Origin of the sequence: Pedobacter duraquae (assembly GCF_004362245.1) — a bacterium.
In the GTDB taxonomy this organism is placed as follows: Bacteria; Bacteroidota; Bacteroidia; order Sphingobacteriales; family Sphingobacteriaceae; genus Pedobacter; species Pedobacter duraquae.
Genome location: NZ_SNWM01000002.1, coordinates 973,549 through 990,197, shown reverse-complemented (window position 1 = coordinate 990,197; position 16,649 = coordinate 973,549). Strand labels below are relative to the sequence as shown.

Here is a 16,649-nt window from a genome sequence, read left to right as displayed (position 1 = left end):
CCCAAATTTATAATGGCTGTATAAAAGCCATGGATGTTTTAATATGTATGGAATACCCCAGGTTTTGCAACCGCAGGATAATACTCTTTTTATTTTTAATAGATACGAGTTCAGCCAGCATTCCTTGAAATGGGCCGGCATGAACTAAAACCTGTTCTCCTGCAGCAATTTCAAAATCGAATAGCTCAAGTTCCGATTCTGTTGCTAGCAGTAAACGCAAGTCCTCAATCTGCTTTTCCGGAATACTAGCAATATTCCCCGAAAAATAGACGAACCGAGCCACGCCCGATGTCATCAGCACTTCAGCATGTTCTTTTGCCGACAAATACGCAAACAGATAGGATTTTATTAAAGGCTCTTCAACCTTCTTTTTGCGGTCACTCCATTGCTTTACCGTTACTTTTAGTGGTAAATAAGCCTCAATCCCTTTACGCTGCAACTCACTATACGCCTTTTTCTCTGAGCGCGATTTTGTGTAAATGGGGTACCATCGGTAAACACTATCCATCATAGCCTATTTCTTCCAAAATTGCCACCACTGCTTCTGTTGCTCGCCAGAGAAATAATCGTTGTTATATGTATATCCCGACTGGTCGGAGTAATAATAATAATTGGCGTAGTTACTCGTCGTATAGTTTGTAGAGTAATACCTGCTATGCAAAATGTCATTATCAAACGCATTCAGGATAATGGAGATGTTGGATAGACTGAACTCTTTAGACAACCGTTCAGGAACGGAGGCGGCGTAGTATCTGGAAACCCCGGATCTGATTACGAAGATGTTGATGTCGGATAACCTGATCAGTGGAATTCCATCTGAAACAAGTCCGACCGGTGCCGAATCGATAATGATGTAGTCGTACTTTGTTCTCAGTTCTTCCAGTAAATCCTGCATCACCTGCGAATACAATAGTTCGGACGGATTGGGAGGGACCGGGCCTGCCGGGATAAAATCCAGATTTTCTACCTCAGTCGGAAAAGTGACCTTTTCAAGACTGGTATGTCCCGATAAATAATTACTCAGTCCCTGGAGGTTACTGGTCTTAAATGTATGGTGCAACTTTGACTTTCTTAAATCAGCGGCGATGATGATTACTTTTTTCTCGATCAGACTCAGCGTGCTGGCCAGATTTACAGATGTAAAAGATTTACCTTCTCCAGAAATCTCTGAGGTTATGCAAATTACCTTACTTTTTTTATCAGGTGCCAGGAATGAAATGTTAGTCCGTACTGAACGAACAGATTCTGCAAACAACGACTTCGGGTTTTTGATCGAGAGTATTTCTCTATTATTTTCATCCACCTTTGAAGGGTATTTTCTGATGATCCCGATAATCGGGATGTTGGTCAGACTTTCAATGGTTTCCTTGTCAAATATAAATGGGTTCATTAACCGCACCAGAAAAATCAATCCAATTCCAGAAAGTAAGCCGAACATCAGAGCTGTTGTATAAGCGCTTTTTGGAATAGGGGAGATCGGTACGTTGTTATATGCAGCTTTGTCAACAATAACCGCTCCCGGTGTTACCGCCGCCTTGCTGATCTGAGCTTCGAGTTTCTTCTCAGATAGATATGCGTAGACCTTTTGATTTACCTCAAAATCAGATTGCAGATTGATGAAATCTTTCTCTGCCTTAGGGATGGTATTGAAACTTTGCCTGATCGCACCGGTTTGCTGATTCACGTAATCAATCGCCCGTTTATTCTTTTCACGCTGTCCCTTTACATTGCTTACAAATGCAGACTTGACCGTGAGCATCTGCTTTTCTATTTCCTGTACCGCCGTAGAAGTAGGTTTGTAGGTAATCAATGCCTCCTGTTTCTTAAGCAACAAGGCGTTGTACTGACCTACTAAACCGCCTAAAAGTGGATCGGTAATGCCCTGAAGGTTGTAGTTAATCGCATTTACATTGTTGTTATTAACGATATCGCGTTCCAGCTGATCAATCATTAAACGCTGTAACTGGAGCTCGCTTTTTTCCTTTTCAAGTTCCTCAAGTTGTTTAGTTACCTGCGTAGATGGGCCACTGATATCAAGCATCTTTGCATTGATCTTGAATTTCTCAAAGTTGTTGCCAGATGCCTTCACTACCAACGACATGTTACGCTGCAGTGTATCAATAAAATTAATTGTTTGAGTGGCAGATACCGTGCGTTGGATCCTGTCATACTTAACATATTGTACAAGGATTGCATTTAATATATCTGCAGCAAAATAAGGGTTCTGATCAACTTGTGTAAGGGTAAGGATATTGGTGCTTTTGTTTTCACTCATCGATAGTCCACCGTTTACTCTGCCAACAAAATCTTCAGGTGCGTTAAAGTGAAATAGGTAAACACCATCATCTCCTTTAGTGTATAAGCTGTTTAAGATTTTGAATTTCAAATTCCCAGCCGAAATCAGCTCCCCGGTTTTATATACATGGGATACTTTCTTTCTACCGTCGTTGAAACTTAGTAAAAATGAGTTTGCCGACTTAGACTCATACTGAAAGGAGGTTTTATTAATGTTTGTGGAGTCCTGTTCAACTACTACGATATCCAGTGGCTTGTCAGGATAAGTCTCGAAGGTCCTAACCCTGCCTTTTAAATAAAATGAAATGTGATAATCCAATTCACGAACAGCATTCGTTAACACATCTTTAGATCTGATGACAAACTGCTCCGACTGCATCTTATTTGTACGGTCATACACATTCCGGACGTTTAACAATTCCGATATCTCAGAACGTTTTTCTTCAAACTTAAGCGAGGCACCAGTCGCAAATGTAGCTGGCGTATACCAAAGGTTAATGTAGGCAATCAGTAGGGCAATGGCAACGGTACTTACAATCCAATACCACCTGCTCAGAATGATTTGAATAATCTTTCCGTAATTAATTTCCTGTTGCGTATTTAAGCCCGGAGGGGCTTTAGGTATACCTTGGTTTACCATTATTTAGATAAATTAATGATCAACAGTATTGTGCTAATCGCAACGAGTCCAACTTGTAATAAAGTAGAATAAGCCTGCACATTCTGTGAATTGGCTACGACACGTTTGGGTTCTACGTAAATGATATCTTTAGATTGCAGTTTCAGTTTATTGTTTTTAAGAAACGCATAATCCTCCATATTTACAATGATAATCTCTGGATTTGCCCTGTCGCCTCGAAATATCTTTACCATTCTTTTATTGGCAGTGGGTAGCAGTCCGCCAGCATCACCCAACAAATCAATCAGCTCGTAATCTTCTCGGGTGATCACAAACTTGCCCTGTCTGCCAACATCTCCCATCAGCAGTACATACTGATTACTTATCCGCACATCGATCAACGGCTTTTTAAGCTCTTTAGTCTCATAAGCTTTCTGTATTTCAGCAGCCGCCTCAAGCCGATTTAGACCTGAAACTTTAACATCGCCAATAATAGGTAAGAGTACCGACCCATTTGCTTTAACCCGAAATGTAGTGTATGAACTATTGCCCTGATTATTCGCCTCAGAATTCCCTTTTACAAGAAGCGAAATATCCTGCAGGTTGCTGATTGCAAGTTCATCTTCGGGTTGAATCTTATTATAATAGCCCTCTGTGCTTGTCTTATCATTAACCACATAGACATTTTTAACAGTATCAGTATCGAAGGGAGTTTTTAGAATGGCGTTTCTGCCTTTGTAGGAGCAACCCTGTGCAAAAAAGAGAATCACTGAAAATGCGGAGAGGTACCAGAAGATTGCTGCTTTGCCTGTAATCATCAATGCGTTGTAAATGGGTTACTATTGTTAATGTATGCGAGTTTCGCTTATTTTGTGGGATTTCTCTATACAAATCTATTATTTTTCTATGAAAGTAAGTATCGTGACAGCCGTTTACAACGCTCAGGAATACATTGAGGATTGCATTCAATCTGTCATTTCTCAGAAAAATGTAGATATTGAGTACATCGTCATCGATGGAAATTCGACAGATAATACCGTTGACATCATCAACAAATACGCATCCCAAATTGATGTTTTACGTTCTGAGCCCGATCAGGGCATGTATGATGCATTGAACAAGGGAATTGCACTGGCCACAGGAGATATTATCGGAATCCTGAATTCAGACGACCTTTTTGCAAACACTGATATTCTTGTTCATGTTGTTCAATATATTCAATCGCAACAAGCAGATGCAGTATTTGGCAACTTGAATTACGTGAAACGTGACGATATCGCGCAAATTACCAGAAAGTGGATTTCGAATCCTTTTAACAGGAGAGATTTTAAAACTGGCTGGATGCCTGCGCATCCGACGTTATTTGTCAAAAAAAGCTGTTTTGAGCAATTTGGTGGGTATTCCCTGGATTATGGAACTGCGTCCGATTACGAGCTCATACTTAGATTTCTGTATAAGCATCAAATTAAAGCTGTTTTCATCGATAAGTTACTGGTAAATATGAGAACCGGTGGTTTAAGTAATGGTTCTTTTAGGAAACTATATTTAGCTTTTATTAATGATTATAAGGCAATTGTAAATACCGGTTTCCGATTTCCTTTGTTCATTTTGTTCTGTAAAAAAATCAGGAAAATAACGCAGTATTCCTGAAGGTTTTGAGATTTGGCTGGTAATATTATTATATGTTATTTTACCCATACAGCGGTTTAAAGGCACATAATTTGGAATTTTTAACAGGAATTAATTTACAGTTTTTAGGGATAGTCGGTCTGTCATTTTTCATTACAGCCGTGGCTATTCCCTCTGTTATGCATATATCTGATCGCTACAAATTATACGACCAAAAAGATTTTTATAGAAAGGATCACGCTGGAGAAATATCGAGATTGGGGGGGATAGCGATATTCTGTGGATTTATGATCACCCTCCTCATGTTTGCAACATTGCTAAATACCACTACCCCTAATTTTTTAATCATAGCCTGTCTGATCCTATTTGGCGTTGGCCTGAAAGATGATATATATGGCGTTAACGTAAGCACTAAATTTGGTCTTCAGTTTATTGTTGCGCTTATTCTGGTGACTTTCGGTGGATATCGCCTCAGTAGTATGTATGGCGTATTTGGTATTACAGATATGAACCCGTTCTGGGGCTCAATCTTTACTATTGCCGTGATTATTTTTATTAACAATGCCTTTAATCTGATTGACGGCATAGATGGGCTTTCCAGTACCATAGGCATCATCGTTAACCTCACTTTTGGGATATCATTTGTAGTTTGCAGGGATTATACTTCTGCATTTGTCGCCTTCTCGCTTGTAGGAGCCATCGCTGGATTTCTTGTTTACAATCATGCGCCTGCTAAGATATTTATGGGCGACACTGGGGCCTTGATCATAGGATTGGTTTCCGTTGTACTCGCTATCCGTTTTATTGAGCTTAACAGATTTAACTATGTTAGTAACCCTGATTTCACAGCCGGACCGGCCGTTGCAGTTGCCATCCTGATTGTGCCCGTGTTCGATTCATTGAGAATCTTTACTATTCGTATTTTGAAAGGCGTTTCTCCTTTTTTAGGTGATAATAACCACATACACCATCGGTTAAAACAGCACGGCTTCTCAACAAATCAAACGGTGTTGATTCTTGCCGCGTTCAATATCATCATGATTGTGTTCGCGGTATACATGCAAAATATGGGGAATTTCGGACTAATCAGCGTGATGATTACAATTTGTGTGTTGTTTAACGTGTTGCTGACTTACAAGAAAGGCAGAAAGAAATACCGTCATTACAAAATCTCCGATATTTTGTTCAAAGATACGATCAATTTTAGAAAAGGGATTCTATAAACTGTTTGCTGTCTTAGGCAAATAGCTGCAACAAATACACTGTCACTTTGTTTATCAGCTACGTTTCAACGTTCTGACGATAACTATGATGGACTATTTATATCTTCTCGGCACCTGTATTGGCATTTTTATTTTAGTTAGTCTTGGTTTCCGGGAAAAACCGCTGCGGACAAAATTAATCTACACCCTCGGGGTTATCGTAACTGTTATTGTGGTCTTTGCTGTAATCATGTATATCGGCTGGAATTATGGTGACGGAGGAGATCGTGGGAGGAACAGGGCACCAGATGTCAAAAAACTTCATATTATCAATACCAGTGATGCCTCAAAATATGCCGTACTTTCTTATAGCTATAAAATTGCAGATGAGAAAAAGGGGACAAGCGATACTTTATATGTCGGCAAATCATCAGAAAACCAGACTGCAGTATTTCAACTCCCACTGGAGACCGGAGATACAGCCTTTCTCACAGATTTTAAGCTTGAAATTATGGATCCTGATTACCATACCCTTAAAACATATACTGAAAAAGAATTTTTTCGACAAAGCGAAGCCATGCCTTCTTCAATAAATAAGCGCAATGCAGATTTGTGGGTGCTTAAAGTCAAATAAAAGTGATTGTTAATAAGTTGAGAGTTCAAGAGTGGAAACCTGATTGGTGTGGATATTTTTCCAGGTGCCTAAAATACTTTTATTATTAATCCAGTTTGCTGAGATCTCAGCTTTTACGCTAACTGCTGGAACAGTTGTTTCATGCAATTCCTCTTCACTGAGTTTCAAACGGCCATTTTTAAAGTTTCCACTCAATTCTATAGGTTGTTTATATTTATCATACCAATATTTGGCGGATAAAGATCCGTCTGGATAAATTTTTTCAATGAGCATCGTAATCGCATATTTTTTGTTGATAAACCCTTTAAAAAGCTTACCTGCTGGTGTATCGGCAAGCTTATCTTCTGTACTACCGTTTATAATCTTTTTGCCCGAACTGGAAAGATATCCTGATAGTTGTTTTATCGAGAACCGTTCATAAAATGTTCCCAACTCATCGATGGCCATTAAAGCGTGATTGGAACACCGGCCCCTCACAAATGTGATGCTATCCTTCTCCAAATAGAAAGAATAATACTCCATGTTATTGTTTTCAATTCCATCCAGGCATTCATTGTACATGTCCAATTGATCGGTGTCATCTTGAGTACTCTTTTTGTTTTCTTTAATAGTCGCTTTTATCTCCACAACATAGTCAGTAATCTCTTTCTTTATCCGTTGGTTCAGGATTTTTTCCATAGACAGCGCCCCGGATTCGTTGAAAATGTTGTTGAGCAATATTGGATCTCCTGTTTGGAGGTCAAAATTCTCGTAAGCCGTAAATGCCTCGGGATAAGCCCCTGTAGACTCACCATAGATTTCGATACTCAGCAGGTTATTTGGGGTTTTCAGCCGCCGCCACTCAAAAAAAAAGACGTAACTCCGCTTGGCATCAGGTTCGTACATCACATTTTCAAATGGATGTTTCTTGAAAATACCAGGTACATGATCCAGATATTTCATTTGTAAAAATGTGTTTATTTTTTCGGCAATCTTTGGATGTTCGGGCGATTTTACAACAGGGAATTTATTGCCCTGGTAAGCGGGTTTAATATCGGTAATTACGACTTTCGTGGTTTGCGAAAATCCGGCAAATGTTAAACAGACCAGTAGGATTAAGAGCGTGTGTTTCATGATAAATTAAAATTAGGGATTACAGTTTATATGCAAATACCGCGCCGATAGCCCATAAAAAAGGCGCAAAGGTGATTAATCCATTTGCGCCTTTTCATCAATAAATGAAATCTATTTGAGTACTTCTACGTCAATAAAACTGTCGCCAAATACCGTATGTGTTGCTTTAATGTAGTCCGAAGCCTCAGCTTTATATGGATTTGGAACAAATTTCTGAGGGTTGCGTGCGAACAACGGAAAGGCTGTGCTTTGAACCTGGATCATAATCTTATGGCCTTTTTTGAACGTGTGTAATACATCCTGTAAACTAAAGTTAACTGCCGTTTTTTGATTGGCAACAAAGGCCTCAGGCTTCTCGAAACTATTGCGGAAACGCCCCGGCATAATTTCCGAACGCACCATCTGCCAATAATTACTCATCAGGATGTTTTTGTTGGGCAGGTAAGGATGATTAGGCTCGTCGCCAGGATAAACGTCGATCAACTTTACAATCCAGTCTGCATCAGTACCTGTTGTAGCTACCTGCAATTTAGACATGATTTCACCACCAAGGGTAATATCTTCGGTAAGTACTGCCGATTGGAAAGTTAATACGTCTGGCCTGCGACCGGCGAAACGCTGATCTTCACTCATATAATTATGTGGTGTAAAACCTTCGGTAGTAGTATTGTCTTCGGTATATGGAACCGGTTTCAATGGATCACTAACAAAAGAACTCGATCCAGAACCATTAGGTTTGCCAAAGCTCAATACGCCATCCGCGTTTAAATATAGTTTTTCATGCGTGGCCGCGGCAGCCGGCCATTGGTCAAATGTTTGCCAAACCTTTTTGCCTGTATCATACATATAGGCATTTGGTAGTCCTGAGTTTTTATCACCCTTCCCTTTTAGGAAATGGTTGAAAAACTTTGCTTCAATATTTTTTTGATAAAAGGTAGCTATGCTATCGCCAAAATATACATTGCTATGTAAAGTATGCCCTGTTTCTCTAGACCATCTTCCATGACCAAATGGACCCATAACAATAGTGTTGTATGCATTCGGATCTGATTTTGCAATTGCACGATGGATTGCTAAGGGACCGGTCAAATCTTCTGCGTCATACCATCCACCAACAAGCATCACCGCAGGCATTACTTTTTTGTAGTGCTTTGGCAAGCTTCTTTTTTGCCAGAATTCATCATAACTCGGGTGGTTCATGGTTTCCTGCCAAAAGAAATTATCCTTGTACCATTGGTCGAAGTTCTTCAGTGGCCCAACATCCAGCAAGAACTGATAGCCGTCTTTTGTAGTTGGCTTGATGTTCTGGCTGCTATACCATGCTTTGCTGGTAGTGTCTGTTTTCTGAACGCCAAATACTGGAAAAGTGAAAATATAGCTTTCCAGGAAAGATCCATTATGGTGGAAATCATCAAAGAAGAAATCCGAAATCGGCGCCTGTGGAGAAGATGCTTTTAACGCAGGATGGTTAGACAAGATGCCTGCGGCAGTGTAGAAACCTGGATAGGAGATACCCCACTGTCCAACTTTTCCATTATTGCCGTTAACATTTTTAACTAGCCAGTCAATTGTGTCATAAGTGTCTGAACCTTCATCAACGTCTTTTTTACTTTTTTTATCGTCGATAACGGGCGTCATGTTGGTAAATACGCCTTCACTTTTATACCGGCCACGTACATCCTGGTAAACGAAGATATAACCTTCTTTCATGATGATTTCTGAAGGCCCCAGTTTCGCAGGGAATTTATCCTCGCCGTATGGTGCTATGCTGTAGCATGTTCGCTGCATAATTACCGGATATTTTTTATCCTTAGAAGCATCTTTCGGACTATAAATAGCCGTAAATAGCTTCGTCCCATCACGCATGGTGATGTAAAGTTCCTTTTTAGTGAAGTGATCTTTGACATACGGATCAGGCGCAGCCCCGCGTTGTGCAAACAGCACACTGCTACAGGCCAAAAGCTGAATAAATAAGGTTAGTTTTTTAATCATGGTTGTGAATTTCAGTTTGATAACTCAATATTAAGAAAATTTATAGGCAACTTGTTCTTTTGAGGTTCGTTTTGCGAGCATATATCGGATAACTATCGAATCTAATCAGTAGATCCAAGGCATTAATGAGTTTTTGTACTTTAAATAAAATTTCTTTACTTGTAGCCAAATTGCAATGCCTAGTTGCACCATCGCTAGTTGTATAATGCGATATTTTTGAGCGTAAACCAAATATGAAAAGTAACCAGACAACAATAGTTGATATTGCCAACGAGCTTAAAATATCTAAATCTACCGTTTCAAGAGCGCTTACCGGACATCCGAGTGTGAAAACTGAAACCAGAGCCCGGGTTTTGGAACTTGCTGAAAAGTTAGATTATCAGCGCAATATGCTTTCTATCAGTTTGATTACGAATAAAACTAAAACCATTGGAATTATATTGCCAGAGTTTATTACCTCATTTTTTCCGCAAGTAGTAGTAGGTGCCCAGGAAGAGGCAGCAAGACAGGGTTACAGTGTGTTGATTTCCCAATGCAATGAAAGCTATGAAACTGAAGTAGCAAACTCCAAAGTGATGTTAGCCAATCGTGTGGATGGTGTAATGGTCTCGCTTACTAAAGAAACCCTAAACTACGACCATTGGAAAGCATTTATTCGCAAGCGCATCCCCGTTGTGTTCTTTAATCGTGTATGCGAAGAAATGACCGTGCCGAAAGTGGTAGTTAATGACTATGATGCAGCATTTAAAGCTGTGGAACATTTGATAAACATTGGAAAACGTAGGATTGCGCATTTAGCCGGGCCGAATTCTCTTGTGATTAGCCGTAAAAGAATGAATGGCTATCTGGACGCGTTAAAGAAACACAATATTCCTGTAGATGAAGAGCTGATTATAGGCTACGATTTAACGCTTAACAAAGTAAAAATGTATGTTAAACATTTGGTTGAGTTAGATAATCCTGCTGATGCATTATTTGCTGTAAATGATCCAACTGCAATTGAGGCTATTCAGGTTTTAAAACAATTGGGGAAACGGATTCCTGAAGATGTAGCCGTTGTCGGATTTAGTGACAATTATGGATCAAGCTTTATTGAACCAAGTCTTACCACAGTTGCTCAACCTGTTCTCGAAATTGGGCGAAATGCTATGGAGCTTCTTTTGGGATTAATGGATAAAGATATTTCGGAATGGAAGCCGTTAATCAGAACACTTGATGCGGAACTGATTATTCGAAATTCTACAGTAAAAGGAAATTAAAACCAAGCCAGGGCTTTGAATGATTTATTTGGTCAATGCATATTCCAATAAGCTAAATTTTTGGGAAAAAATAGCATACCTGATAAAGGGAACGTTCCCAATTTTCGGGAACGCTCCCATGATTTTTTAGCATCTACTCTCGCTAGTCAGCACTTAAAATATAAATATCTTCGAAATCATTTAAAAAATTACTGCAAGATGCTGCCTAACCAAATGCGGCTTCTTGCATTTCGAAAGATATTTCATGAAAATAGAAGAACCATCTTTAAAAAGATATTTAAATCAGGTCGATCTGTCGGCTGATCTGATTGTTGCCGGCGGAGGTTTATCTGGTGTTTGCAGTGCCATTACGGCTGCCAGACAAGGGGCGAAGGTTGTTTTAGTTCAAGATCGACCAGTTCTTGGAGGTAACTCTTCCAGTGAAGTTCGCCTTTGGATCTTGGGTGCAACTTCTCATATGGGCAATAATAACCGATGGGCAAGAGAGGGTGGTGTTGTAGATGAACTTTTGGTGGAGAATACCTTTCGTAATCCTGAGGGAAATCCAGTGATCTTGGATATGATCTTATTGGACAAAGTAATACAAGAACCGAACATTCAGTTGTTACTCAATACCGCGATTTATGATATAGAAAAAAAAGACCAGGATACAATTGAATCTATTCAGGCGTTTTGTAGCCAGAATTCGACTTCTTACCGTTTGTCTGCGCCCCTTTTTTGTGATGCAACGGGTGACGGAATCGTAGGCTTCCTCTCTGGAGCTGCTTTCAGAATGGGCGCAGAGCATAAAGAAGAATTTAACGAGGGAATGGCACCAACAGAGGAATACGGTGAACTTTTAGGACACTCGTTATATTTTTATAGTAAGGATACAGGTAAGCCGGTAAAATTTATTCCGCCATCATTTGCTTTAACTGATATTACTCAGATTCCAAGGTTCCGTAATTTTAATGCAAATGAATTTGGCTGTAAGTTATGGTGGGTAGAATTTGGTGGACGATTAGATACCGTTCACGACACTGAAAAAATAAAATGGGAACTTTGGAAAGTTGTTTACGGTGTATGGAATTATATTAAAAATTCAGGGCAATTTCCGGAAGCGGAAAATCTGACCCTGGAATGGGTAGGTACAATACCGGGAAAAAGGGAGAGCCGAAGATTTGAGGGTGATTACATGATGACTCAACATGATTTAGTTGAGCAACGTAGTCATAAAGATGCCATCGCTTTTGGTGGTTGGTCAATCGATTTGCACCCCGCCGACGGAGTGTTTAGCGAACGCCCAGGATGTAACCAGTGGCACAGTAAAGGGATTTTTCAAATTCCATACCGTTCAATCTACAGCAAAAATATTACTAACTTATTTCTGGCCGGCCGTATAATTAGCGTTAGTCACGTAACATTCGGCGCCACACGTGTAATGGCTACATGCGGATATATAGGTCAGGCTGCGGGAATGGCCGCAGCGATGTGCATTCAAGGCCAACTCCAACCAAGAGATTTGCTCACTGGAGAAAACCTTCAAAAATTTCAACAAAACTTAATGAGAGAGGGGCAACATATTCCGGAATTCTCCTTATCAGATGATCAGGATCTCGCTCTTCAGGCAATATTGACCGCGTCAAGTGAATATCAATTGAAAGGTTTTGAGCGGGTAGACTTATGGAAATCGTTAGTGGTTCCCTCAGCACAAATGTTTCCTTTAAAGGCGGGCATATTGCCGGTCTTTTCGGTTCACATACATGCACTGGATGATACTGAGCTTAAGGTTGAACTGAGAATGTCCTCCAAAAAAGGAAATTTCACACCAGACGTCACACTTGCAGAAGAAAATATCCCAATAAAAAAAGGAAAACAAGTAGTCGATATAAGTTTTGATGTCGAGATAGAGGCTGACGATTATGTATATCTGATGTTCGGCGGTAATTCAGACGCTGAGATCGGCTGCACGGAACAACGTTTATCGGGGATTTTATCCTTATTTAATTCAAAAAACAAAGCTGTTTCTAACAATGGAAAACAAGTGCCACCCGAAGGAACGGGGGTGGATGAATTTGAATTCTGGTGCCCGCAACGTCGCCCGAATGGGCAAAATTTTGCAATTGCTGTTTCAGAAAAACAACGTGTTTATGGTGTTGAAAACCTGCTAAATGGCATTGACAGACCAGTTTCTCAGCCAAACGCATGGGTTGCCGAGATCAACGATCCACAACCGGCTGTCAATTTAACCTGGGAAACGCCGCAAGTCATCAAAAAAATTGATCTTTGGTTCGATAGTGATTTTGATCATCCCATGGAATCTGTATTGATGACACATCCCGAAAATGTAATGCCTTTCTGTGTGAGGGACTATGTAGTCAAAAACGATGCTGGCGATACCATCTTTGAACAAAAGAACAACTATCAAACGCGTAATCAGATTCTTTTTGAAAAAGGAGTTTTAACTAAAAATTTAACTATTGAGCTCCAGCATCCATCAGGAAACATTCCAGCAGCGTTATTTGCTGTCCGTTGCTATGCCGATCAAAATAATATAATATGGTAAGACTGGATTTTATAGTAATGGGCATCTTTGCCCTACTGATTTTTGCAATCGGATTGACTTTTACCCGTGTTGCAAGTAAAAATGGTCAGGCCTTTTTCGAAGCAGGTGGCGAAACACCATGGTGGATAAATGGCTTGTCCTTATTCATTAGTTATTTTTCAGCTGGTACTTTTGTCGTTTGGGGATCTATAGCTTATAAGTTTGGATTGGTTGCCAATGCTATCCAATTAACGATGGCGATAAGTGGGTTAATCGTAACGCTATTTATTGCCGCCAAGTGGAAAAAAACTGGCGTCGCCACGGCAGCCGAATTTATCGGTAAGCGTTTTGGGGATAAAGAAAAGCAGTTTTATACATATATGACGTTGCTTTTAAGCCTTTTTACTACTGCCGCGGTGCTTTATCCAGTTGGAAAAATGATTCATGTAGCAACTGATTTACCCATAAATACCTGTATTTTAATCATCGGACTTATTATCGTTCTCTATACAGCAGCCGGAGGACTCTGGGCAGTGCTGGTTACAGATGTTGTTCAGTTTGTAATCCTTTCGGCCGCTGTTGTAATCGTTATTCCTATAGCTTTTGCTCAAATAGGCGGTGTAAATAATCTGATTACAAAAGCACCAGCACATTTTTTTGAGGCTTTTAATGAAGATTACACCTTTGGGTTTATGCTTGCCTTCATCGTTTATCAAACTTTTTATATTGGTGGAAACTGGTCATATGTACAACGTTATACCAGTGTGAAAGATGAGAAAAATTCAAAAAAAGTAGCTGGCATTTTTACAGTGCTCTACTTCATATGCCCGATTATTTGGATGTTGCCACCGATGATTTACCGGATCATCAATCCTAATCTACAAGGCTTGCAAACTGAAGATGCTTACATGATGCTGATACAACAAGTAATGCCTGCAGGTTTAATCGGGTTGGTTTTGGCAGGTATGGTTTCAGCCACATCAAGTAAGGCAAACACCACGATTAATATGGCTGCTACGGTGTTCGCTCAGGATATTTATAAAAATCTAATGCGCCCCTCGGCATCAGAAAAACAGGTAATCTGGATGGCCCGTTTATTTACGTTGATATTTGGTGTGTTAACAATCCTGGTCGCCATGTGGATTCCTAGCGCAGGTGGAATTGTTGAAGTTGTTTTAAGCACCGCCTCCATTGCCGGTGGTGCCTTGTTTGCCCCGGTCATTTGGACGCTCTTTTCAAAAAGACAAACAGGCTTATCTGTGGTAACGGTGACCGTCAGTTCGCTGGTAATTAACTTGTTTTTCAAAGTTATTTCTCCATCCCTCCTTGATTTAAAATTAAACCGTACCATAGAAACAATCTTAGGAGTGGGTATCCCAATTGTTTTGCTCTGCATCTTCGAAATCTACTATCGAAATCGTGGTTTTGTTTCTGGAAAGTTTATTGAAATGGCCGAAGAGCAACTACGCCTGGTCAAGCAAAATCGGGAAGATAATAAGAACGCACATTTTGCTGCCGAAAAGCAAAATATATTCGGTATCCGGGTAATTGCAATATCCATGGCGGTTGTCGGGATAGGAATTGTTTGTCTCGGCATTTTAGCGGAAGGTTACTCAAACGTGATAATTGGTGTAGGCGCGGTGATTTTTATTTCAGCCATGGCTATTTATAAAGCAACCGTGAATAACAAAACTATTAAAGCTTAATCATGAGAATACAAAACGGCATATTATTTATACTTTTTTCTTTGGTATTCAGCGCACAGGCCGAAGTGCGGCTTCCTGCACTGTTTGCAGATAAAATGGTATTACAACAGAAATCACAGGTGAAAATCTGGGGTTTTTCGACAGGGAAAAAAGTAATCAGTATCAAGAGTTCCTGGGATAATAAAACCTACCTGATTAAGCCCTCAACGCATGGAGATTGGCAGACTTTTCTCTCTACGCCCATTGCCGGTGGCCCTTATGCCATCACTATCTCACAGGAAAATAAAATTGTCTTAAGTAATATCCTGATCGGAGAGGTATGGATTTGCTCCGGCCAATCGAATATGGATATGCCGATGAAAGGCTATGGTGGTTTACCGATTACCAATTCACTGGATATTTTGATGGATGCCCCAAATCCAAATTTACGGTTGTTTCACGTTGAAAAGGCCTTCTCCGCAACACCACAACAAGATGTAAAAGGACATTGGGAGCAAGCTGATGCCAGTTCGGCAAGTAATTTTAGTGCAGTTGGCTATCAGTTTGCCAGCTTTTTACAAAAACATTTAGGTATTCCCATCGGGATAATCCAAACAACATGGGGAGGTTCCCCAATAGAAGCATGGATAGATAGAACCCTGGTTGAGCATACTTTGGGTGATCGCCTGACTTCTGATAGAGCTATATCGAAAGCAAACCACCAAACGCCTGGGAATTTGTACAATGCAATGGTTAAACCTTTGGTTGGCTACAACATCGCGGGCGTCATCTGGTATCAGGGAGAACAAAACCGGCATAACAATCAAGATTACCTCGTCTTGCAAATGAAAATGGTCAATCTATGGCGAAATGAGTGGAATATTGGTGCCTGGCCTTTTTTTAGTGTTCAGCTGGCACCGATGGACTATGGCAAGGAGCCTGCACTATCTGTACCGCTATTGCGCGAAGCGCAAATTAAGTTAACAGATACACTGGAAAACTCGGGTGTCGCTGTTGCTATTGATGCTGGCGAATTACACAATATTCATCCCGCTAACAAAACGATTGTCGCTAAAAGGTTGGCCTATCTGGCCTTGGCTAAAACCTATCAAAAGAAGGGAATTGCCTATACCGGGCCGAAGTATCAAGCCATGCAAATTAACCAAGATACGGTGACCGTTAAATTTTCGGGCATTCCATTAGGAATGACGAGCTACGGAAAAAAAATCACGCAGTTTGAACTCGCTGGGAGTGATCATGTTTTTCATCCTGCAACTGCCAGGATAAAAGATGATAAAGTCATCGTAGTCAGCACCGAAGTTAAAAACCCTATAGCAGTTAGGTACGCATTTAAAGATTGGTGCGTTGGCGAACTTTATAGTGTAGAAGGCTTACCCGCCTCTCCATTTCGGACAGACAATTGGTAGTTTTTTTAGATTTGGTTTGATCCCTTGTTCCTAAAGAACAGGGGATTTTTGCTGTGTAAAATTTGAAGAATGCGCCGGTTTTCACAATTTATTGCTTAGCTTTTCTAAACTGTAGACGTCATTTTTGCTTGATATATAGAGATTTACGTATTTATGAGAACGTTCCCATTTTTTGGGAACGTTCTCATAAAATTTAGTCGTCACATTATAATACCTAAAATCAAAAGCTGAATATCTTTGGTAAACAGATTTTAATAAAATCAACTAACC

At 40.1% G+C, this 16,649-nt stretch carries 12 protein-coding genes; 7 read left to right on the top strand and 5 right to left on the bottom strand.

All coding sequences use genetic code 11. The annotated features are described in order from the left end of the window. Positions 1-7 precede the first annotated feature (7 nt). From CLV32_RS10265 to CLV32_RS10255, 3 genes are read right to left on the bottom strand one after another with little or no spacing between them, the layout of a single operon-like run. A complete protein-coding gene (locus CLV32_RS10265; protein ID WP_133555062.1) occupies positions 8-511 on the bottom strand; it encodes a UpxY family transcription antiterminator in 504 nt (167 codons plus the stop codon). Between the two features lie 3 nt (positions 512-514). Further along, a complete protein-coding gene (locus tag CLV32_RS10260; RefSeq protein WP_133555060.1) occupies positions 515-2,935 on the bottom strand; it encodes a polysaccharide biosynthesis tyrosine autokinase in 2,421 nt (806 codons plus the stop codon). Next, complete coding sequence (locus CLV32_RS10255) at positions 2,935-3,732, bottom strand: polysaccharide biosynthesis/export family protein (protein ID WP_133555058.1); 798 nt, start codon at positions 3,730-3,732, stop codon at positions 2,935-2,937. Before CLV32_RS10255 ends, CLV32_RS10260 begins: the two co-directional genes overlap by 1 nt. A gap of 88 nt (positions 3,733-3,820) precedes the next feature. Between CLV32_RS10255 and CLV32_RS10250 the strand changes: the two genes are divergently transcribed. The 3 genes from CLV32_RS10250 to CLV32_RS10240 all read left to right on the top strand — a co-directional run bounded on the left by CLV32_RS10250 (position 3,821) and on the right by CLV32_RS10240 (position 6,379). After that, complete coding sequence (locus CLV32_RS10250) at positions 3,821-4,564, top strand: glycosyltransferase family 2 protein (RefSeq protein WP_166641924.1); 744 nt, start codon at positions 3,821-3,823, stop codon at positions 4,562-4,564. Between the two features lie 158 nt (positions 4,565-4,722). After that, on the top strand, positions 4,723-5,766 hold the full coding sequence (locus CLV32_RS10245; protein ID WP_133555054.1) for an MraY family glycosyltransferase: 1,044 nt from the start codon (positions 4,723-4,725) through the stop codon (positions 5,764-5,766). 85 nt (positions 5,767-5,851) lie between these two features. After that, complete coding sequence (locus CLV32_RS10240; protein WP_133555052.1) at positions 5,852-6,379, top strand: hypothetical protein; 528 nt, start codon at positions 5,852-5,854, stop codon at positions 6,377-6,379. 9 nt (positions 6,380-6,388) lie between these two features. Here CLV32_RS10240 and CLV32_RS10235 read toward each other — a convergent pair whose 3' ends face one another. Both CLV32_RS10235 and CLV32_RS10230 read right to left on the bottom strand, forming a co-directional pair. Next, positions 6,389-7,492, bottom strand: a complete 1,104-nt coding sequence (locus tag CLV32_RS10235; RefSeq protein WP_133555050.1) for a hypothetical protein — start codon at positions 7,490-7,492, stop codon at positions 6,389-6,391. 111 nt (positions 7,493-7,603) lie between these two features. Beyond that, the gene (locus tag CLV32_RS10230) at positions 7,604-9,484 is read right to left on the bottom strand and encodes a CocE/NonD family hydrolase (RefSeq protein ID WP_133555048.1); all 1,881 of its coding nucleotides are present in this window, start codon (positions 9,482-9,484) and stop codon (positions 7,604-7,606) included. 233 nt (positions 9,485-9,717) lie between these two features. Here CLV32_RS10230 and CLV32_RS10225 point away from each other — a divergent pair, with 233 nt between their 5' ends. The 4 genes from CLV32_RS10225 to CLV32_RS10210 all read left to right on the top strand — a co-directional run bounded on the left by CLV32_RS10225 (position 9,718) and on the right by CLV32_RS10210 (position 16,379). Beyond that, positions 9,718-10,743, top strand: coding sequence for a LacI family DNA-binding transcriptional regulator (locus tag CLV32_RS10225; protein WP_133555046.1), 1,026 nt, complete (start codon positions 9,718-9,720; stop codon positions 10,741-10,743). Between the two features lie 244 nt (positions 10,744-10,987). Next, complete coding sequence (locus tag CLV32_RS10220; RefSeq protein ID WP_133555044.1) at positions 10,988-13,288, top strand: FAD-dependent oxidoreductase; 2,301 nt, start codon at positions 10,988-10,990, stop codon at positions 13,286-13,288. After that, on the top strand, positions 13,282-14,973 hold the full coding sequence (locus CLV32_RS10215) for a sodium:solute symporter family protein (protein ID WP_243732280.1): 1,692 nt from the start codon (positions 13,282-13,284) through the stop codon (positions 14,971-14,973). Before CLV32_RS10220 ends, CLV32_RS10215 begins: the two co-directional genes overlap by 7 nt. 2 nt (positions 14,974-14,975) lie before the next feature. Beyond that, entirely contained in the window at positions 14,976-16,379 is a 1,404-nt protein-coding gene (locus CLV32_RS10210) for a sialate O-acetylesterase (RefSeq protein WP_133555043.1), read from the top strand. Positions 16,380-16,649 lie beyond the last annotated feature (270 nt).

Coding starts and splice junctions, on each gene's coding strand:
- CLV32_RS10210 (WP_133555043.1), top strand. CDS start 14,976: ATGAGAATACAAAACGGCATATTATTTATACTTTTTTCTTTGGTATTC.
- CLV32_RS10240 (WP_133555052.1), top strand. CDS start 5,852: ATGATGGACTATTTATATCTTCTCGGCACCTGTATTGGCATTTTTATT.
- CLV32_RS10225 (WP_133555046.1), top strand. CDS start 9,718: ATGAAAAGTAACCAGACAACAATAGTTGATATTGCCAACGAGCTTAAA.
- CLV32_RS10215 (WP_243732280.1), top strand. CDS start 13,282: ATGGTAAGACTGGATTTTATAGTAATGGGCATCTTTGCCCTACTGATT.
- CLV32_RS10245 (WP_133555054.1), top strand. CDS start 4,723: ATGCATATATCTGATCGCTACAAATTATACGACCAAAAAGATTTTTAT.
- CLV32_RS10250 (WP_166641924.1), top strand. CDS start 3,821: ATGAAAGTAAGTATCGTGACAGCCGTTTACAACGCTCAGGAATACATT.
- CLV32_RS10265 (WP_133555062.1), bottom strand. CDS start 511: ATGATGGATAGTGTTTACCGATGGTACCCCATTTACACAAAATCGCGC.
- CLV32_RS10235 (WP_133555050.1), bottom strand. CDS start 7,492: ATGAAACACACGCTCTTAATCCTACTGGTCTGTTTAACATTTGCCGGA.
- CLV32_RS10220 (WP_133555044.1), top strand. CDS start 10,988: ATGAAAATAGAAGAACCATCTTTAAAAAGATATTTAAATCAGGTCGAT.
- CLV32_RS10255 (WP_133555058.1), bottom strand. CDS start 3,732: ATGATTACAGGCAAAGCAGCAATCTTCTGGTACCTCTCCGCATTTTCA.
- CLV32_RS10260 (WP_133555060.1), bottom strand. CDS start 2,935: ATGGTAAACCAAGGTATACCTAAAGCCCCTCCGGGCTTAAATACGCAA.
- CLV32_RS10230 (WP_133555048.1), bottom strand. CDS start 9,484: ATGATTAAAAAACTAACCTTATTTATTCAGCTTTTGGCCTGTAGCAGT.